We start from the raw sequence: 20401 nt of genomic DNA on the forward strand, positions 1-20401 counted from the left end.
CACTGACCGCTTACGCCCTTTGATCCCGCTTGCGCAGCCGGCCGCCGATGACCAGCATGCAGGGGGTCAAGAGCAGGGTGAGCAGGGTGGCGAAGGTGAGCCCGCCGGCGATCGCGCTCGACATCTGTGTCCACCACTGAGCCGAGGGCGCGTTGAACCCAAGCGCCGGGGCGAAAAGGTTGACGTTGATGCCCAGCACCATCGGTAAAAGCCCGAGTACCGTGGTGATGGCCGTGAGCAGTACCGGGCGCAGGCGCAAGCAGCCCGCCTCCAGCGCCGCCTCACCGGGGGCCATGCCCTGGCCGCGCAGCTCATTGTAGGTATCGATCAACACGATATTGTTGTTCACCACGATGCCGGCGAGGGCGATCACGCCCATGCCGACCATGACGATGCCGAAGGCCTGGCCGGTGATCAGAAGCCCCATCAGTACGCCCGCGGTGGAGAAGACGATCGCGGAGAGCACCAGCGCGGCCTGGTAGTAGCTGTTGAACTGGGTGACCATGATCAGCGCCATCAGGCCGATGGCCACGAGAAACGCGCTCACGAGAAACTGCATCGACTCCTGCTGGTCTTCCTGCTCCCCGGCCACATTGACCATCAAGCCTTCCGGCAGCTCATTCTGGGCCTCGTTCATCAGCGCGCCCAGGCGCTCGTCGGCGAGGTAGCCCGGCGCCAGATCCGCCTCCAGCGTGATGGCGCGGCGGCCGTCGATCCGGTTGAGCGTGCCTACCTTCGGCGCCGGAGAAATCGTCACGAAATTCGAGATGGGCACCTGACCGCGCTGGGTGTTGATACTCAGGCGACCGAGCTGGTCCAGCGTGCGGTAGCGCTCCGGCATGCGCAGGCGAATGTCCACCTCGTCGCTGACCGTCGGTGGGCGGTAGCTTGCGACCTGAAGGCCGGTCGTCAGCAGCTGTACGGCGCTGCCGATGGTGGTGATGTCGGTGCCCATACGCGCGGCGGCTTCGCGGTCCACGTCGATCTGCCACTCCACGCCTGGCAGGCTGCGGTTATCCTGAATATCGGTGAAGCCGCCCAGGCGCTGCATCAGCTCACGTAGCTGGTCCACCCCCGCATCGGCGATATCCGGGTCGGCGGCGCTGATCTCGAGCACGATAGGCTTGCCGCCGCCGGGGCCCTGTTCCTGCTCCTGGAACTCCAGCGTAATGCCGGGGAGGTCGCGGGTGCGCTCGGCCATTTCGTTCAAAATGGTGCGCGCCGGGCGGCGCGCGTACCAGTCGATGAACTGGAACTGCAGCACGCCGACCACGTCGTCGCCCATCTGATCATCGGCCACGAACGAGCGCGCGTAGAGCGCTTCGACTTCGCTCATGGTGCCAAGGCGCGCTTCCACGCGCTGAAGAATCGCATCCGCTTCATGCACCGAGAAGTCGCCCCGCGCGTGCACCAGTACCTGAGCGCTGTCCGGCTCGACGTTGGGGAAGAAGTCGACGCCATGATTGAAGCGAGCATAGCCGGTGTATAAAAGCGCGATGACGAGTAGCGCCAGCGCCAGCACCCAGCCCGGGCGCGCGAGAAGCCTCGACAGCACGCGCCGGTAGCCGCGGCCAAGCGCGGTCGTTTGCCCAAGCGCGGCGGTTTGGCTGGCCGGGTCGCTCACCTGCCGGGTAAAAAGGTGGCCAAGCGTGGGGAGAAAGATGAGCGCCATGGCAAGCGATGCCAGCAGGCAAAGGATCACCGTGGCGGGCAAGTATTTCATGAACTGGCCCACTACGCCTGGCCAGAACAGCAGCGGCAGAAAGACCGCAAGCGTGGTGGCCGTCGAGGCGATGACCGGCCAGCTCATTCTGGAGGCGGCATCGAGCCAGGCATCGAACGGCGCCTTGCCCTCGCGCAGGTAACGATCCGCCAACTCGCTGACCACGATGGCACCATCCACCAGCATGCCCGCCACCAGAATCAGCGCAAACAGCACCACGATGTTGAGCGTGAACCCGAACGCCCACACCAGCATGATGCCGGTCAAAAACGCCCCGGGAATGGTTAGCCCCACCAGCAGCGCCATGCGCAGCCCCATGACGGCGACCACCACGATCAGCACCAGCACCACGGCGGTCAGGACGTTGTTCAAAAGCTCCGAGAGCATGTCGGCGACGGTGGCCGACTCGTCCAGAATGGTGGTCACGTGGAGCTGCTCGGGTAAGAACTCACTCGCCTGGTCGAAGCGTTCGCGCACCGCATCGATGGTTTCGATGATGTTGGCGCCGGCGCGCTTGGAAATTTCCAGCACCACCGCGGGCTCGCCGTCGATGCGTGCAAAGCCCGTCGGGTCCTTGAACGTGGGGTGAATCCAGGACACGTCGCCAAAGGTCACGACCCGGTCGCCGTCGATCTTGACGGGCATGTTCATGACGTCTTCGAGCGAGGTGATCACGCCGGGCACCTTGAGCGCCAGCCGTCCGGCGCCGGTATCGAGGCTGCCCGCCGCCACCAGCCGGTTATTGCGCGAGACCTGGTTGAACAGCGCGTCGAAATCGATGCCGTAGCTCTCCAGCACCAGCGGGTCGACCACGATCTCCAGTAGATCCTCCTGCTCGCCGGCGATCTCGACTTCGAGCACGTTGGCCACACCTTCGATCTCTTCTTTCAAACGCCTTGCAATGGCAATACGCTCACGGGTGTCGAGCTGACCGGAAAGCCCGATGCTGAGCACCGGAAACTCGGAAACGTTGACCTCCATGACGCGCGGCTCGTCAGCTTCCTCCGGTATTTCCGCCCGGGCGATATCGACCCGCTCGCGCACGTCCGAAAGCGCCGTATTCGGGTCGAAGCCCGGGTCGAACTCCAGCGTCACCGAGGCGTGGCCTTCGCTGGACTGCGCGGTGAACTTGCGCAGCCCTTCGATGCCTCGAAGTTCCTGCTCCATGGGGCGTACCAGCAGCCGCTCGCCGTCCTCGGGGCTGACGCCTTCCAGCGTCAGCGAGACGTAGATCAGCGGAATGGTAACGTCCGGGTTCGCTTCCTTGGGAATCACCTGCCAGGCCGTGACGCCCGCAAGGAGCAGCCCCATCAGCAGTAGCAGCGTGGTGCGGGTATGGGTGAGCGCGGCATGAATCAGCGTGCGCATTCAGGAACCCGCCGCGATGGTGCCGGTGGCCGGCGCGCGCTGGTCGGTATCCTCCACGCGCACTGGCGTGACCGTTTCGCCCGGCTCGACCAGTCCTGCGCCCAGCGTGATCAGCTCCAGCGTCTCGGGTAGCCCCGCCACAAAAGCGCTTTGTAGCGTGGCACTGAGCAGCGTCACCGGCGTCTGTACGACGGTGTCGTTTTCCCCCAGATGCTTGACCGAGAGTTCGCCGTTGTCGTCCAGGCTCAAAAGCGCCGGCGACAGTGCGTGGGCTTGGCGCGGCGGCAGGGTCAGGGTGAACTCGGCGCTGCTGCCGGCCAGCCGCTTGCGCTCGGGGTTGTCCAGCGTCACTTCCATGTAGAACGAACGGGTCTGCTCTTCGGCGCGGCTGCTGATAAAGGCAACCTCGCCCTCGAGCGACTCACCGCTCAATAGCCGCGCAGTGACCGGCAGCCCCACGCTTAGCCGATTGATCTGCTGCTGGGAGACCCAGGCCGTTCCGGTCAGCGTGCGGTCGTCGATCAGCCGGCCCCACTCTTCGCCCGGCTGGAGCAAATCGCCTAGTTCGACCTGTACGCGATCGAGTACGCCTGCAAAAGGTGCGGTGGGGCGGGTGTCGGCCAGTTCACGTTCGAGCTGGGCCACCTGCGCGGTACTGGCGCTGACCCCGCTTTGCAGGCGCAGAAGGTCTGGCTGGGAGATGAAGTTGCGCTGGCGCAGATCCTGGGCGCCGGCGTACTCGGCCTCGGCCACGGCGAGCTCGGCGCGGGCCTGGCGCAAGCGCTCCGGCAGGGCCTGGTTGTCCAACACTAAAAGCGTCTCACCCGATCTGACCGCGTCGCCCTGAGCGACGGGTTTCTCCACCACGTAGCCCGCGACGTTGGCGCGCAAAAGCGTTTCCTGGCGCGCTTCGAGCTGGCCCTGGAAGACTTCCTGCGGAACGTAAGGCGTGCTTTGCTGGCGGGTGACTTCCACCCGCGGCGCCTGTACGTCTTGCTCGGCGGCGGCGTCCGGCGGGGCACTTTGAAAGCGCTGAAAATCGCCAAACGCCAGCCAAACGGTCAGCGCCAGCACGAATAAAAGCGCCAGCGCGTAGGAGAAGGGAATTCGTCGCATGGGTAGGGTCGGTCTCGATATCAAACAGGCGTTGGAATTGGCTCTTACCATAGCGTACTCGCGGCGCGGCAGCGAGTGCTGGCAGGCGGAGAGGCGGGCGAGCGGCGCATGTCTAATTGAGTTTTTGTCTCGCTGGGCATACCATCTTGGCGTCTTGAGTTCTGTCGACCCACCCCAAGGCGAATCAACCAAGGAGCAGTGATGAAAGATCCCGTACGTATTGCGATTACCGGCGGTGCCGGCCAGATCAGCTACTCACTCATTTTCCGTATCGCCGCCGGCGACATGCTGGGACCGGATCAACCCGTCATTCTCCAGCTACTGGAAATTCCCCAGGCCATGGACGCGCTCAACGGCGTGGTGATGGAAGTCAACGACTGCGCTTTCCCGCTGGTGCAGGACATCGTCGCCTCTGACGATCCGAACGTGGCGTTCAAGGACGCGGACTTCGCCCTGCTCGTCGGCGCCCGCCCGCGCGGCCCGGGCATGGAGCGTAAGGACCTGCTCGAAGCCAACGCCGCGATCTTCTCGGTTCAGGGCAAGGCGCTGAATGACCACGCCAGCCGTAACGTGAAAGTGCTGGTCGTCGGCAACCCGGCCAACACCAACGCGCTGATCGCCTCCTGCAACGCGCCGGATCTCGACAAGGGTCAGTTCACTGCCATGACCCGTTTGGATCACAACCGCGCGCTGACGCAGCTGGCCCAGAAAACCGGTAAACACGTGACCGATATCGAAAACATGGTCATCTGGGGCAACCACAGCGCGACCCAGTACCCGGATATCGCCCAGTGCACCGTCGACGGCAAGGCCGCCAGTGATCTGGTCGAGCGCGACTGGTACGAAAACGACTTCATCCCGACCGTTCAACAGCGCGGCGCGGCGATCATCAAGGCGCGTGGTGCCTCTTCTGCGGCGTCTGCGGCGTCTTCCGCCATCGACCACATGCGCGACTGGGCGCTGGGTACTGACGGCATCGTCAGCATGGCGATTCCGTCTGACGGCAGCTACGGCATCGACGAAGGCATCATCTTCTCCTACCCGGTTCGCTGCAAGGGCGGCAACTACGAAATCGTTCAGGGCTTTGAACTCGACGAGTTCAGCAAGGAGAAAATCCAGGCGACCGAAAAAGAGCTGCGCGAAGAGCGCGCCGCCGTCGAGCACCTGCTCGGCTAATCGGACCGCCCGGCTTTAAGCAAAACCCCGCACATGGTTGCGGGGTTTTTTTTAGATTTCTCCGTAGGAGCCCACTCCAGTAGCGTTCTGATATTTCATTGAAGAGGGGTATGAGCCTTTCCGAGAGTGTGGTGCCAACGTTAAGAGATCGCTGGCTAGCGCCTGCTCCTACGGGATTGGTGGATACGTTTCGTAGGAGCCCAATTCATTGGGCGAAAGGAGGGCGTCAGCCCTTCCAAATTTCAGCAATACATTAAAAGTTACTAGCTGAAGCCTGCTTTTGCGGTGAGTGCCCTGCATTTGCTGCCGGCGTTAGTCTCGCAGGCTCATGATGCGCCACTGGCGCTCTCTAGCGACCCGGCGAAGCGTTGCGTCCGGGTCGACGGCGACCGGGTTGTCGACGCGTTCGAGCAGCGGCAGGTCGTTGTGGGAGTCGCTGTAGAACCAGCTGCCTTCCATGGTGTGATCCTGCGTCTCTAACCACTCTTCCAGGCGGGTGATCTTGCCTTCGCGGTAGCTTGGGGTGCCGGTCACCTTGCCGGTGTAGCGCCCGTCGATCTTCTCGGGCTCGACGGCGATCAGCGCATCCACGCCCAAACGCTCGGCGATTGGGCCGGTGATGAAGCGGTTGGTGGCGGTGATGATCAACAGCGTATCGCCCTGGGTGCGGTGGCGGGCCAGCAGCTCCTCGCCCTTGGCCAGAATGTGTGGTTCGATCTTGCTGGCCATGAACTGCTGGTGCCAGGTCGCTAGCTGCTCCGGGGAGTGTTCGGCTAAGGGCTTGAGCGCCACTTCCAGAAATGCCGCCATATCGAGTGTGCCCGCTTCGTAGTCGGCCATGAAGCGGTCGTTGGCCTCGCGGTACGCGACCGGGTCCACGGCGCCCTGTTCCAGCAGGAACTCGCCCCAGGCATGATCGCTGTCAATCGACAGTAATGTGTTGTCCAAATCGAAAATGGCCAGGCTCACCGCGTTCCCCTTGTGATTTATGTGGTGCTAATAGTGTTGGCTGGGTAAAGCGCGGCGAATTATGTCAGAGACCCTCTCCCTTGCCCACCGTCCCGGGCGGGATTGCAGGCGTTATTGGCAGCGAGCGTTATATTGTATTGATACGCTTGTCTGCCTTGTGGAAAAATGGGGACAACTGAAAATTCAAGAAGGTGAAGTCCGTGATCGACGCTGACGGCTTTCGCCCCAACGTTGGCATCATCATTGTCAACGGCCAGGGGCAGCTGCTTTGGGCGCGTCGGGTAGGACAAAATGCGTGGCAGTTCCCTCAGGGAGGCATTAAAGCAAGCGAAACTCCACAACAAGCGCTCTATCGTGAACTGTTTGAGGAGATCGGCCTGACCGCCGACGATGTTGACATTGTCGCCTGCACCCGGGGGTGGCTGCGCTACCGCCTGCCACGACGCATGATTCGTACCCACTCGCGACCGGTCTGTATCGGTCAAAAGCAGAAGTGGTTTTTGCTCAGGATTCGGTGTCAGGAGAACCGGATCTGTATGACGGCAACGCCAAAACCCGAATTCGACGGCTGGCGCTGGGTCAGCTACTGGTACCCCTTGGGGCAGGTAGTGCCGTTCAAGCGCGAAGTCTACCGGCGAGCGCTGCGCGAGCTTTCCCCACGCGTTCAGCGCCTGGCCCTGGGCGACGATTAGCGAGAGGTGGGGCGCCATTGATCGCGCCCCGCTTTAAAATCTGAGCCGCCGTGTTGCCCACTTCTCAGCGAGGATAACAACAGTGAACTCTAAAGCATCCATGCTGGAGGTATTGAGGCGCGTCATTCAGGAGGTGAATGGCGCGCGAACGCTGGATGCGGCCCTGTCTACCATGGTGCGCCGTATTCGCAAGGCGATGCAGACCGATGTCTGCTCGTTCTATCTTTTCGATCGTGATCTTGAGTCTCTCGTGTTGATGGAAACCATCGGCCTGCGCACCCAGGCAGTGGGGCGGGTCGTGCTGCCGCTGGGCGAGGGGCTGGTGGGGCTGGTGGCTAAACGCAGCGAGCCGCTGAACCTGGAAGACGCTCGCGCCCACGCCCAGTTTCGCTATTTCGAGGCCACCGGCGAGGAGCGCTACTCGAGCTTTTTGGGGGTGCCCATCATCCATCAGCGCTTGATGCTGGGCGTGCTGGTGGTGCAGCAGGCGGAAAAGCGCCGTTACGACGACGAAGACGAAGCCTTTTTGGTCACCATGGCCGCGCAGTTGGCGGGGGTGCTGGCGCACGCGTTGGCCACCGGCAACCTGACGCGCCCGGCGCTGCCCGGCGGGCAGGCGATGTTCAAGGGCGTGGCGGCATCGCCCGGCATTTCCATGGGCGAGGCAGTGGTCATTAGTCCGCCGGCGGACTTGAACAGCGTGCCGGATCTGATCCCCAGCGACCAGGATTTCGAGGTGGCCCGGTTAAAGGAGGCGATCGCCCAAACCCGCCGTGAGATTCGCGCCGCCGCCGAGCGTTTGGCGAGCCGCATTTCCGCCCAGGAGCTGGCGCTCTTTGACGTTTATCAGCAAATGCTGGGCGAAACGGCACTTTCCGAAGAGGTCGAGAAGCGCATACGCGAAGGCCAGTGGGCCCCCGGGGCACTGGCGGATGTCGTGCGCCGCCACGTGCAGTATCTCGAGCGCGTCGACGATGATTATCTGCGCGAGCGGGCTGCTGACATTCGCGATTTGGGGCGCCGGGTGCTTTCTCACCTGCAGCAGGATACGCCTTCGACCCCGGAAACCTACCCGGACAACGCCATTCTGGTCGGTGACGAAATCAGCGTGGCGATGCTCGGCGAGGTGCCCCGGGGCAAGCTCAAGGGGCTGGTATCGGTGCGCGGTTCGAGCACGTCGCACGTGGCGATCGTGGCCCGTGCCATGGGAATTCCCACGGTGCTGGGCATGGTCGATTTACCGCTGCCACGGCTCAACGGCGCGCCGGTGGTGCTGGACGGTCATCGTGGGCGGATGTTCGTGCGCCCATCTGCGGAGCTCAAGACGCGCTACGCGAATTTGATCGCCGAAGAGCAAGCGCTAAGTGAGCTGCTCGAGCACGAGCAGGATTTGCCCAGCGAAACACCGGACGGTCATCACGTGCCGCTGATGGTAAATACGGGGCTGGCGGTGGACGCAAGCGGGCTGCTCAAAAGCCGGATCGGCGGGGTCGGGCTTTACCGCACCGAGGTGCCGTTCATGATCGCCGAGCGCTTTCCCGGCGAGAAAGAGCAGATGCGCATGTACCGCGAGCAGCTCGAAGGCTTCGCGCCGCTGCCGGTGGTCATGCGTACCCTCGATATCGGTGGCGACAAGGATCTTCCCTATTTCCCTATCGACGAAGCCAACCCATTTCTGGGCTGGCGCGGCATGCGGGTGACGCTGGACCACCCGGAAGTGCTGATGGTGCAGCTTCGCGCCATGCTCAAGGCTTCACAGGGCATCGATAACCTGTACGTGCTGTTCCCGATGATCACCAATGTCGACGAAGTCGATGAGGCGCTGAAGATTCTTGACCGCGCCATCCTCGAGCTCGGTGAAGAGGATATCGCGGTGACTCGGCCCAAGGTGGGCGTAATGATCGAAGTACCCGCGACCATCTATCAGATGGATGCGCTGGCCAAGCGGGTTGATTTCTTTTCGGTAGGCAGTAACGACCTGACCCAGTACCTGTTGGCGGTGGATCGCAACAATCCGCGGGTATCGAGCCTTTACGATGCGCTGCACCCGGCGCTATTGGGGGCGCTTCAGGAGATCTCCCAGGACGCGAAGCGCTTGAACAAGCCGATTTCGCTGTGTGGAGAGCTTGCAGGCGACCCGGCCGGCGCGCTTTTGCTCATGGCCATGGGGTTTTCGAGTCTATCCATGAACGCCCCGAGCCTGCCGAAAGTGCGCGCGGCGATCCGCCGGGTGCCGTTTAGCGATGCGCAAACGCTGCTCGGCGAAATCATGGCGCTGGACACGCCCTCTCAGGTGCATCAGCACCTGAACCTGCGTATGGACGAGTGGCAGTTGAGTCATCTGCTGCCGCCCCGGGATTGAGCGAAACGTCAGGCTAGCGCGCGAGGCTGAGCGAGCGTGGTTTCGCCTTCAAAGCGACCCATCGGGCCAAAGCGCTGCTCGGTGATCTGAACGCGCCCGGAAGCCTCCAGGCTTAGCCAGCTCGTGGCGCGCGTGCCGTACTCTTGGCCGACGATGAACGCCGCCGAAAGCCGGCGCTCCAGTTCAAGCGCAATGCCGGTATCCGGCAGGGCGCTGTCCGGGGCAAGCGTTGGGTCGTGCAGCGCCCGTTTCGTAGCGCCCTGCCAATCGTCATTTGCCTCTTTTAGCGCCTTGCGCGCCGCACAAAGCTTGGGCCAGGGGGTATCGAGGCTTGCGTTGGAGAGACCGTGTACGCCCGGGGCCACGCGCTCGAGGTAAACCCTTGATGCGCTTCGGTGCAGATGCCAAAGCGAGTGGTTTTGGGCGACCAGCAGGTTGAAGCCGGCAAAGCGGGTGGCCTCTTTCTTGACCAGGCGTTCAAGCCAGGCCTCGATATCATCTTCACGTAACGCGCGCGCGATAAGCTCGCCGCGGCTGGGGGCTGGTGCAGGCAGGGGTGCTCCGGGTTCGCGCACGTTGGTCAGGGCGGCCACCACGCCCCGATCATTGGCCGCAAGCCACGTGCCGCCGGCTTCCAGGTCGCGCCCGCCCAGCAGACCGGGTGTATCTTCCCAGTAATGAAGCGGTGCCGTGGGGCGGGCGTGGAACTCGTCGCGGTTGCCGGCCAGTTTCAACGGCGTGGCGCTGTCCGGCGACCAGGCGAAGGTGAGTAGGCACATGGGGTCGATACCTTGTGTGAATCAGAAACGACGCGTTCGTCAACTGGCCCATCGCCTGACCGCGCCCGCGCAAAACGATCCTTGATGTTACCATTAGGCGGGCATGGGCGACGCGCCGTGACGCTTCAAGGCTGCCGCGCTAATAGACTCGTCTTTTACTCATGCATTTTTGCACGCTTATCCATCGCTGAGAACGCTTCACATGACTATCGCGACCACGCTACTGGGGTATCTTTTTCTCGGCGCCGCCGCCGGCACCATGGCCGGGCTTTTCGGCGTAGGCGGAGGCATCATCATCGTTCCCGTGCTGGTGTTTGCGTTCAACCTGCAGGGCGTCTCGCAGGAGATCGCCATGCACCTGGCCGTGGGGACATCGCTTGCCACGATCGTCGTGACCGGCGCTTCCTCGGCGCTGGGCCACTACCGCAAGGGCAGCATTCATCGGCCCTGGTTCATGGCGCTGCTGCCGGGGTTGATGCTTGGCGCTATCGGTGGCGTGTTCATTGCCGGCAATCTTTCCGGCACCGTGTTGGGCACGCTGTTCGGGGTGTTCGTGCTGATGCTGGCCGCCAAAATGACGCTTGGGCTTAAGCCCAAACCCGGATCGGTGGCGCCCGGTAAAGGCGCCATGGTCGTTGCGGGCGTCGTGGTTGGTGGAATATCGGCGCTGTTCGGGATCGGTGGTGGGGCGATGACCGTGCCCTGGCTTTCGCGCTGCGGCGCGACCATGACCCAGGCCGTGGGCACCTCGGCGGCCTGCGGGCTGCCGATTGCGCTGGTGGGAGCGCTCACGTTCATCGTGGTGGGGTGGGGCAACCCGCTGCTGCCGGCCTGGTCCACCGGCTTTGTGCTGTGGCCGGCCTTTTTCGGGATTATCGTGGCCAGCGTTCCTTTTGCCCGCGTAGGCGTTAAGCTGGCGCACGTCTTGTCAGCGCGCGTATTACGGTTATCCTTTGCGCTGCTGTTGGCCGTGGTGGGGCTTCGTTTCGTGTTGACGTAACGAACCAGACGATACCTCGGTGATTCCGGTTTGCTTACTTAGAGACGTTTGATGATCAACTATCCCACGATTGACCCGGTAGCGATTTCACTTGGGCCCTTGCAGGTTCACTGGTACGGCTTGATGTACGTGGTGGGCTTTGTCGCAGCCTGGTGGCTGGGCTGCAAACGCGCCGCGCGTATTGGTTTGACCAACGATGATATCAGCGATCTGCTGTTTTACTGCGCCGTGGGTGTGGTGGCCGGCGGGCGCTTGGGTTATGCGCTTTTCTACGGCCTCGATCAGTGGCTCGCCGATCCGCTCTGGGTGTTTCGCGTCTGGGATGGCGGGATGAGTTTCCACGGTGGGCTGATCGGCGTACTGCTGGCGGCGTGGCTGTTCGCCCGTCGCAAGCAGTTGGCTTTTTTCACCCTGACCGATTTTATCGCCCCCCTCGTGCCGATCGGGCTGGGTGCCGGGCGCATCGGTAACTTCATCAACCACGAGCTGCCCGGTCGGCTGACCTCGCTGCCCTGGGGCATGCCGTTTCCCGGCATGGGGCCCGAGCCACGCCACCCGTCGGCGCTTTACGAGGCGTTGCTGGAAGGGTTGGTGCTGTTCGTGATTCTCTGGTGGGTGTCGGCTAAGCCGCGCGCTCGCGGGTTCGTGTCGGGGCTTTTTCTGCTGGGCTACGGGGTGTTCCGCTTTCTGGTCGAGTTCGTACGCATGCCGGACGCCCACATCGGCTTCATTGCCTTTGGCTGGGTGACCATGGGCATGCTCTTGACGCTACCGATGATTGCGCTGGGCCTGGCGTTCATGGCGTGGTCGCGTACCCAGCCGGTAGATACCAAAGCAGCGTGACTTTTGCACCGCGTAAAGCCGAGAGCGGCACCTTCCCCCTGGTAGGAGCCCATTTCAGTGGGCGATGAACCAAACTCGGCGACGCTGACTACGTGCTTCTATCGATAGGTCGCTAGCTAACGCTTGCTCCTACAATTTGCATTCTGAACTCCATGCAGTATTAGGGCAGCATATTACCCCTCGTAGGAGCCCACTTCAGTGGGCGAAGGCGCCTGGCAAGGCGCCCGGATAGAGCCACCTCAGGCAAGCTCGGCAACGCTGACTACGTGCCTCTATCGTCAGATCGCCAGCTAACGCTTGCTCCTACGGTTTTGAATACCGAATGCCGTGCATAACGAGGGCAGTGTGTCGCCCCCGTAGGAGCCCACTTCAGTGGGCGATGGCGCCTGACAAGGCGCCCGGCTTAAGCCACCACAAGCGAGTTTGAATCAAAACCGGCCGGCCCCTCTTTGGCCAGTAGCGGGTTAAAACGTGTTGCAAAAGTAACGGCGTTGCCAGGTGCACGCTGCAGCCCTAGAATACAGCCTTTACTGACCTGCACTTTTAATCCGCAACTCTGGATGCGCCGTGACCGTTTCAACGCCTGCAACGACCGACCCGAAAGCCACTTCTAGCGCGCTGGAACAGCCCTATCTGGAATTGATGCGTACCGTGCTGGAGCAGGGAGTCGATCGAAGCGATCGCACCGGCGTGGGCACCCGTTCGCTGTTCGGTCATCAAATGCGCTTCGATCTGGCGCGGGGATTTCCGCTGCTTACCACCAAGAAGCTGCATTTGCGCTCCATCGTTCATGAGCTTTTATGGTTTCTCAAGGGCGATACCAACATCGGCTATTTGAAAGAGCACGGTGTACGCATCTGGGACGAGTGGGCCGACGAAAACGGCGATCTGGGGCCGGTATACGGCTACCAGTGGCGAAGCTGGCCCGACCCCAAGGGCGGGGAAAGTGTCGATCAAATCGCCAATGTGCTCGAGCAGATTCGCACTAACCCGCAGTCTCGCCGGCTGGTGGTGTCGGCCTGGAATCCGGCTCAGGTGGATGAGATGAAGCTTCCGCCATGCCACTGCCTGTTTCAGTTCTACGTGGCAAACGGACGGCTATCGTGTCAGCTTTACCAGCGCAGCGCCGATATCTTCTTGGGCGTGCCGTTCAATATCGCAAGCTACGCGCTGCTGACCTGTATGGTCGCGCAGGTAACGGGGTTGGTGCCGGGGGAGTTCATTCACACCCTGGGCGATGCCCACCTTTACAGTAATCACTTCGAGCAGGCGCAGGAGCAGTTGGCGCGCGCGCCTTACGCGCCGCCCGCACTTTGGCTGAACCCAAGCGTCACCGACCTTTTTGATTTCACCTTCGACGATATCCGTATCGACGATTACACCAGCCATCCTCACATCAAGGCGAAGGTAGCCGTATGAGCCAGTCGACCGACGTTGAACCTTTGGTACCCGTCGCCATGATCGTCGCCATGGCCAAAAACCGCGTCATTGGCGTTGAAGGCAATTTACCCTGGTACTTGCCTGAAGATCTGAAATTCTTTAAACGTAAGACCCAGGCAAAGCCATTGGTCATGGGGCGCAAGACGTTCGCCTCGATTGGAAAGCCATTGCCCAATCGGCTCAATATCGTGGTGACCCGGGACGAAAGTTTCGAGGCCGAAGGCGTACGCGTTTGTCATGATCTTGAAAGCGCGCTGGCGCTGGCCGACCAGCATGCCACGATCGAGGCGGCAGAAGAGATCATGGTGATGGGCGGCGGCGAGATCTATCGTCAGGCCATGGCTTACGCCCAAAGGCTTTATATTACCGAGGTGGATATAGAGGTGGAAGGTGACACCTGTTTTCCGGAGCTGCCGCCCAATACGTTCGAAGAGGTACAGCGTGTCGCGGGGACGCCTCACGAGGGGCAGCCCCACTACGATTTCGTCGTGTTTGATCGCACCGCCGACTGATTAGCTCCAGGGAGGGCGCCATGGCCGCCAGCGTACAAGAACTCATCGAATCACTGGAAGCGCATTTGGCGCGTACCCAACACGAACTCCAGCAGCTGCGCGAGGAGAACGATCGGCTGAGACAAACGATTAGTGAACAGCGCTTGTCACTCGAAAGCTCTCAAAGTGAGCCATTAGCGCAAAACGCTGAAGACCCGCCGGTCGAGGCTCAAGCGCCACGTCCTTCGACGGCACTGGGCGCTGATTCAAGTGAAGAAGGTGTTCAATCTTCGGTAGCTAAGGCTCAGGCACAGACCAGTCCGGCCAACCTCGGAGATCAAAAGAGCGAAGAGGTTGCCGCAGCACCTACGCCTCCCTCTCCACATGCGCTCTTGAAACAGTGGTACGAGCGCTACCCCAACGCTTTCTTCACCGGTCACACAAAACCGCTCAAGGTAGGTATTCATCACGATTTGGCCGAGCGCGAGCGCTGGTCAGGCAAGCTGATTCGCCGGGCGCTGGCCAACTACGTCAACCTACCGCGCTATGTGAAGTCCATGCGCGAAGGCGCCGAGCGGGTCGATCTGGATGGCCGGCCGGCCGGCCTGGTGGACAAGAAAGCCTCGCAACACGCAAGTGAGCGGCGCCGGGAGCCCGTCAGTGAAAAGCCCTTCAAAAGGGAAGCCCGTGAGGAACGTGATAAAGCCGTCAGTAGGCCGAATCAGACACAACGAAAGCCGGTAAAGCGCGCGGAAGAACCTCACAAAGAGACACCTTCTTCAAACAATGCGCCTCAAAAACATGAAGATATGAAACCGCTCAGCATGGAAGAGAAGATAAAAGGGTTGCTGCAGAAATTCGAAGGCCGCTGAGACCTGCTTACGCTGCATGGGTTCCATAAAAAAGCGTAAATAGTAAAAGAACACTGTTTTTTTCTATTGCGTTCCCTCGAATCCCGGTATAGAGTTTGATTTGCGAGCATTGGACTATAACAAGGCCCAAGTGAGGACATGCCGCATACCACCGAATTACACGGTGTATGAGAAAAGAGCATGACCCATCGGCCAACCTGCAGGCTTATAAAAGCCCGGCAGATACGATCGAAACAGTAAGCTAGTAAAGGAACCTACCTCATGAAAAAGACACTTTTAGCGACTGCTGTCATCGGTGCTCTGAGCGCCTCTGCTGCCGCTCAAGCCGCTACCGTGTACGACGAAGACGGCACCAAAGTTGATCTGTACGGCCGTATCGCGCTTGGCGTTGCAGGCGGCGGCCCTGAGTACAACGGTGCTGGTCTGAAAATCGACAACGATCCTGAATTCGTTGACGTATTCTCACGTCTTGGTTTCCGTCTGAGCCAGGAAATTACTCGTGACTTGACTGCTTTCGGTCGCCTCGAGTGGCGTTTCCGTGCCGACGAGTCCGGTACACGTAACGGCAACGACTTCGACGCGTTCTCTGAAACCCGTCAAGCTTACCTGGGTGTGACCAGCAACCAGTACGGTACGTTCCAAGCTGGTAACTTCGACAGCTTCTATAACCAGTTCGTTTCACTGCCGTTCGATGTTTATATCGACCGCGGTTTCCGCTTCGCTGGTCACCCGAAGCAGTCGCGTGGCGACTCCATTGGTTACTACACGCCTGATCTCGAAGGCTTCACTGCTTTCTTGCAAGCCAAGCATTACAGCGAGCGCGGCCTGATCGACGAAGATTACTTCTTTGACCCGATCACCGGCGCACCGGCTGGCCGTGAAACCAGCAGTGATAGCAGTGAATTCGCCACTCAAGGTGGTGTTCGCTACGCTCAGGGCCCGGTCACTATCGGTCTTGGTTTTGTTGATGACGTCGTAGAAGGCGACGGCGGCAACGACGAAATGCTTTACGGTCTGGTAGGTTCCTACGACTTTACCGACAACTTCTCTGCACGTCTTGGTTATGAAGGCCGTGAAAACGGTGACGAAGATGTCAACGCGGCAATTGGCCGTGGCGGCTACGATAGCGTTGGTATCGGCGGTACTTTCACTACCGGTCCTTGGGCATTCAACGTCGATTACTACAACATCGATCGTGACGATGCTGAAACCAGCCGTTCCTGGGCGACTGGCGCTTACTACAACGTTTCCAGCAACTTCGACGTATTCCTTGAAGTGGCTAACGAAGACGCGCCGCGCGTTAACCGCAACAACTTCGTTGACGATCTGGGCGACCTGACCGACGACGTATACTGGCTGACAGGCGCACGTTACTTCTTCTAAGCTCGGGTTTAGATTCGATTTAGAACGTAATACTGCAGCAAATAGAACCGGCTCCTTTTGGAGCCGGTTTTTTTATGGGTTGTACTAATTTGTTTAGCAGAATTTATTAGTAATGGTTATCATTATCTTATTTACTTTTTTATTGTTATGTTGTAACATAACTTTTGGTAGCTATTTCATTATTTGAGCTTTATTAATTAAAAGAGCAAGGGCGGGCAATGAAGGTGAAAGCAGTATTTAGGGCGGCGCTTATGGGCGCAGGCGTTATGCTGGCAGGGGCGGCTAAGGCGACAACGACTATTTATGACGAAGAGGGCACTCAGCTAAGTGTTTATGGACGTATCTCTATCGGGGTAGCAGGCGGAGGGCCGGACCAGGACAGCCAAGGCCGTTTCATCGACAACGATCCCGAATTCGTGGATATTTATTCCCGCCTTGGTTTTCGCATGCGCCAACAGATTAATCCCGATCTGGCCGCATTTGGCCATCTGGAATGGCGCTTCGCCGGTGACGAGCGCATACGTGGGCAGGCTTTTAGAGAAACACGTCAAAGCTATATCGGACTGGAAAGCGAGCGTTTTGGCACGGTGCTGGCCGGTAATTTTAATAGCCTCTATTACCAGTTCGTTTCAGTGCCGTTCGATGTTTATCTCGACCGAGGTCTGTTGTTCAACTCATCGGGGCTTCAATCCCGCGGCGATTCAATTGGCTACTTCACGCCCGAAATCAACGGCTTTACCAGCTTCGTTCAGGTGAAACACTATGGTGACCGGGGTTTGACAGTTGCCGAGCAGAATCCTTCAGGTAGCGAAACTGCCTTTCAGGGAGGTATACGCTTTCGCCAAGGCCCGCTCTCTATTGGATTAGGCGCTGTTGAAAATGAAGTGCGTGGGGGGGGCAACGGTGAAACGCTTTACGGATTGATCGGCTCTTACGACGTGCGCGATAACTTCACCGCGCGTGCGGGCGTCGAAACGCAAAGCGATAGCAGTGAGTATGGAGGTGGCTTCGACTCCTATGGCCTTGGTGGTACTTTCACTACCGGTGCCTGGGCTTTCAACGCTGATGTCTACCGTGTCGAGCGCGATAATCAGGACGATAGTAACGCCTGGACTCTGGCAAGCTACTACACGTTATCGAGTAATTTCGATGTCTTCCTCGAGGTCTCTGAGGCGGACTCGCCGGCCATTCGAAGCTCGAGCGACAACGTGTACTGGATCACCGGTGCGCGCTACCTCTTTTAGATGACGGTTTAAACGCTTTTCGTCAGCTACGATTCAAGGCCGAATTGTGTTCGATTAAAGACGGCATGTGCCGTAGCTTTGAATGCTAACTTTCCGGACTTCCGTATCACTTGTCTTGAACGCTACCTCAATGAATTTTGTGTAGCGTTTGAAGAGCTACGCCTGTTTCTATAGTAATATCTTGAGCCATTTTATTTTCAGGGATGGACAAGTAAATGAACGGGAAGGCGCAGATAAACGTCATCGTCGAGGCATTTTATAACCACACTCCTGACGCGAAAGTGGCCGCCGAGCGCGTAGCGTTTGGCACCTCCGGCCATCGTGGTCGCGCTTTGGATCGCACCTTCAACGCTGCGCATATCTGGGCGATCACCCAGGCAGTGGTGGATTATCGGCGTGATGCCGGCTACCAGGGACCGCTTTTTTTGGGTCTCGACACTCACGCGCTATCGCGTCCGGCTTGGGAGTGTGTGCTACAGGTGTTGGCAGCCAATCAGGTCACTGTTTATATAGAAAAAGAGAAGGGCTACACGGCTACACCCTTGGTTAGCCATGCCATTTTGCACCATAACGCCGATACCAATGCGCCCCGGGCGGATGGATTGATCATCACGCCGTCGCACAACCCGCCGGAAGATGGCGGTATCAAGTACAACCCCTACCACGGTGGCCCAGCGGACACCGACGCGACCGGCTGGATCGAGGCGCGTGCCAACGACTATCTGACACGCCTTGACGATGTACCCCGTGTTTCGCTCGAAGAAGCGCTCGATCATGCTACGGAGTACGATTTCACAAAGCTTTACGTCGACAACCTGCCCCTGGTGATCGACATCGACGCGATCGAGCAGGCGGGGCTCAAGCTGGGTGCCGATCCCATGGGCGGCGCGGCCTTGCCGGTGTGGCAGGTCATTGCCGAGCGCTTCGCTATCGATCTCGAGATAGTGAATACCACCGTGGATGAAAGCTTTTCCTTCATGCCGCCGGACCATGATGGAAAGATCCGCATGGACTGTTCGAGCACGGCGGCCATGGCGAAGCTTTTGGAGATCAAGGACCGCTTCGATATCGCGTTTGGTAACGACCCGGACGCCGACCGTCACGGTATCGTCGATGCCAACGGGCTGATGAACCCCAACCACTTTTTGGCCGTCTGTGTGGACTATCTGCTGAGCTATCGTCCGCAGTGGCCGAGTCATGGGGAGGGCGCGCTCAAAATTGGCAAAACCCTGGTGTCGTCTTCGATGATTGACCGGGTCGTGGCGTCTCACGGGCGAGAGCTTTTTGAGGTGCCGGTGGGATTCAAATGGTTCGTCGATGGCCTACACAAGGGCTATCTGGGGTTTGGTGGCGAAGAGAGCGCGGGTGCGAGCCTGTTGACCCGAGAGGGGCGGCCCTGGTCGACGGACAAGGATGGCATCGCGCTTTGCCTGCTGGCTGCGGAAATCCTGGCGGTGACGGGTAAAACGCCGAGCGCTTATTATGCGGAACTTACCGAGCGTTTGGGCACCCCGCACTATAAGCGCCTCGATACCGCCTGTAGTGCGGAAGAGAAGGCCGCGTTCAAGCAGCTGACCAAGGGCAGCGTGACCGCCGACACCCTTGCCGGCGATGCGATTACGGCGGTGCTGTTCGAGGCGCCGGGTAATGGCGCTACCATCGGTGGTATCAAGGTGACCACGCAAAGCGGCTGGTTCGCCGCACGACCCAGCGGCACCGAGTCGCTTTACAAGATTTACGCTGAAAGCTTCAAAAGCGCAGCGCATCTGGATGAGTTGATTCAAAGCGCTCAGGCATTACTCTCAAGTGTACTGAAGGGTTGAGCCAGCAGGTCCATTGATGCCAATTGGTATTAAAAGCGCGTCCATGGTACAGGTTGGCAACTCAAAGAAGGTTTAACGTTTCGAAAACCGTATTCAAAAGGACGATTAGATGACTCAGGTGCGTAAGGCCATCATTCCAGTAGCAGGATTCGGGACGCGTCTATTGCCTATCAGTAAGGCGATTCCCAAGGAGATGGTACCGGTCGTCGACCGCCCGTTGATTCAGCATGTGGTCGAGGAGGCACTGGCGGCGGGCATCAATGAAATTATTCTGGTGACACGCACGGGAAAATCGGCCATCGAAGATCACTTCGATGCCCACTTCGAGCTCGAGTACTCGCTTTCCAGTAAAGGCAAGGACGCGATACTCGAAACGCTTTCGGCCATCGCGCCGCCCAAACTCAGAATTACCAGCGTACGCCAAGCCAATGCCAAGGGGCTGGGCCATGCCATTCACTGCGCTGCCCACTTGCTGGATGAAGGCGAGCCCTTCTCGGTGATTTTGCCCGACGTTCTAGTGAAGCCTCAGGTGGGCAGCCAGGAGTGCGATTTGGGTAGCATGATCGAGCGTTGGAACGCTCAGAGCGCCTCGCAAATCATGGTTGAAGCCGTGGCTCAGGAAGAGGTCTATCGCTACGGTATCGTCGATTGCGACGAGCCCAATGCGGGGGAGAGCGCCAACATGCGCGGTGTAGTCGAAAAGCCCAAGCCGGAGGAAGCGCCGTCACGGCTATCGGTCATTGGCCGCTACGTTCTGCCGTACCGTATCATGGAGCTTTTGGCCGACCAACCCCCAGGTGCCGGCAACGAGATTCAGCTCACCGACGCTATCGACCGGCTCATGCAGGAGGGCCAAACCGTTCAGGCATTTCGTATGCACGGACGTACGTTCGACTGCGGCCATATCGAAGGCTGGCTGCAAGCCAACACGACACTTGCTCGCGAAGCCGGCTTCGATATCTAAAGCGCTCAAAAACAGGCGTGCCGAGCGTTTTACAGGTATGGTCAGTTTTGAAAGCCGTCAATTTTCGCGAAGATGAAGGTCATCACATCTTCATGAATGATCTGCGTCGAGTATCTGAAAGGGCCGAGTGAGCGACTCGGCCCGGAAACTCACTCT

The 20401-nt window shown here is 59.7% G+C and carries 16 protein-coding genes; 12 read left to right on the plus strand and 4 right to left on the minus strand.

The features are described from left to right. Window positions 1-10 precede the first annotated feature (10 nt). Together RN346_RS06330 and RN346_RS06335 are read right to left on the minus strand one after the other, a co-directional pair. The gene (locus RN346_RS06330) at window positions 11-3091 is read right to left on the minus strand and encodes an efflux RND transporter permease subunit (protein WP_311962490.1); all 3081 of its coding nucleotides are present in this window, start codon (window positions 3089-3091) and stop codon (window positions 11-13) included. Further along, the gene (locus RN346_RS06335; protein WP_311962491.1) at window positions 3092-4207 is read right to left on the minus strand and encodes an efflux RND transporter periplasmic adaptor subunit; all 1116 of its coding nucleotides are present in this window, start codon (window positions 4205-4207) and stop codon (window positions 3092-3094) included. It lies immediately after the preceding gene. 201 nt (window positions 4208-4408) lie between these two features. On the opposite strand from RN346_RS06335, the gene RN346_RS06340 reads away from it, so the two are divergent. Next, window positions 4409-5383, plus strand: a complete 975-nt coding sequence (locus RN346_RS06340) for a malate dehydrogenase (RefSeq protein WP_311960562.1) — start codon at window positions 4409-4411, stop codon at window positions 5381-5383. Window positions 5384-5695: 312 nt separating this feature from the next. On the opposite strand, the gene RN346_RS06345 is transcribed toward RN346_RS06340, so the two are convergent. Continuing rightward, window positions 5696-6352, minus strand: coding sequence for an HAD family phosphatase (locus RN346_RS06345; protein ID WP_263584463.1), 657 nt, complete (start codon window positions 6350-6352; stop codon window positions 5696-5698). 200 nt (window positions 6353-6552) lie between these two features. Between RN346_RS06345 and RN346_RS06350 the strand changes: the two genes are divergently transcribed. After that, window positions 6553-7044, plus strand: a complete 492-nt coding sequence (locus RN346_RS06350; RefSeq protein ID WP_263584462.1) for an RNA pyrophosphohydrolase — start codon at window positions 6553-6555, stop codon at window positions 7042-7044. A 100-nt stretch (window positions 7045-7144) separates the two neighbouring features. Beyond that, on the plus strand, window positions 7145-9406 hold the full coding sequence (gene ptsP, locus RN346_RS06355; RefSeq protein WP_263587330.1) for a phosphoenolpyruvate--protein phosphotransferase: 2262 nt from the start codon (window positions 7145-7147) through the stop codon (window positions 9404-9406). An 8-nt stretch (window positions 9407-9414) separates the two neighbouring features. On the opposite strand, the gene RN346_RS06360 is transcribed toward ptsP, so the two are convergent. Beyond that, window positions 9415-10185, minus strand: a complete 771-nt coding sequence (locus tag RN346_RS06360) for an NRDE family protein (RefSeq protein ID WP_311962492.1) — start codon at window positions 10183-10185, stop codon at window positions 9415-9417. A gap of 202 nt (window positions 10186-10387) precedes the next feature. Between RN346_RS06360 and RN346_RS06365 the strand changes: the two genes are divergently transcribed. The 9 genes from RN346_RS06365 (at window position 10388) to RN346_RS06405 (ending at window position 20245) form a co-directional block, all read left to right on the plus strand. Further along, entirely contained in the window at window positions 10388-11185 is a 798-nt protein-coding gene (locus RN346_RS06365; RefSeq protein ID WP_311962493.1) for a sulfite exporter TauE/SafE family protein, read from the plus strand. Between the two features lie 51 nt (window positions 11186-11236). Further along, on the plus strand, window positions 11237-12028 hold the full coding sequence (gene lgt, locus RN346_RS06370) for a prolipoprotein diacylglyceryl transferase (RefSeq protein WP_263584459.1): 792 nt from the start codon (window positions 11237-11239) through the stop codon (window positions 12026-12028). A 642-nt stretch (window positions 12029-12670) separates the two neighbouring features. Continuing rightward, window positions 12671-13447: a thymidylate synthase gene (locus RN346_RS06375; RefSeq protein WP_311960824.1), complete on the plus strand. Its 777-nt coding sequence runs from the start codon at window positions 12671-12673 to the stop codon at window positions 13445-13447. Next, the gene (locus RN346_RS06380) at window positions 13444-13980 is read left to right on the plus strand and encodes a dihydrofolate reductase (protein ID WP_311962494.1); all 537 of its coding nucleotides are present in this window, start codon (window positions 13444-13446) and stop codon (window positions 13978-13980) included. Before RN346_RS06375 ends, RN346_RS06380 begins: the two co-directional genes overlap by 4 nt. 20 nt (window positions 13981-14000) lie before the next feature. Then, on the plus strand, window positions 14001-14831 hold the full coding sequence (locus RN346_RS06385; RefSeq protein ID WP_311962495.1) for a ProQ/FINO family protein: 831 nt from the start codon (window positions 14001-14003) through the stop codon (window positions 14829-14831). 261 nt (window positions 14832-15092) lie between these two features. After that, the gene (locus tag RN346_RS06390) at window positions 15093-16214 is read left to right on the plus strand and encodes a porin (RefSeq protein WP_263584456.1); all 1122 of its coding nucleotides are present in this window, start codon (window positions 15093-15095) and stop codon (window positions 16212-16214) included. 218 nt (window positions 16215-16432) lie between these two features. Continuing rightward, a complete protein-coding gene (locus RN346_RS06395) occupies window positions 16433-17458 on the plus strand; it encodes a porin (RefSeq protein ID WP_311962496.1) in 1026 nt (341 codons plus the stop codon). A 215-nt stretch (window positions 17459-17673) separates the two neighbouring features. Beyond that, entirely contained in the window at window positions 17674-19281 is a 1608-nt protein-coding gene (gene pgm / locus RN346_RS06400; RefSeq protein ID WP_409335787.1) for a phosphoglucomutase (alpha-D-glucose-1,6-bisphosphate-dependent), read from the plus strand. A gap of 109 nt (window positions 19282-19390) precedes the next feature. Further along, window positions 19391-20245 (plus strand): UTP--glucose-1-phosphate uridylyltransferase, encoded by an 855-nt coding sequence (locus tag RN346_RS06405; protein WP_263584454.1) that lies wholly within the window; start codon window positions 19391-19393, stop codon window positions 20243-20245. Window positions 20246-20401 lie beyond the last annotated feature (156 nt).

Source organism: Halomonas sp. PAMB 3232 (genome assembly GCF_031954225.1).
Classification (GTDB): Bacteria; Pseudomonadota; Gammaproteobacteria; order Pseudomonadales; family Halomonadaceae; genus Vreelandella.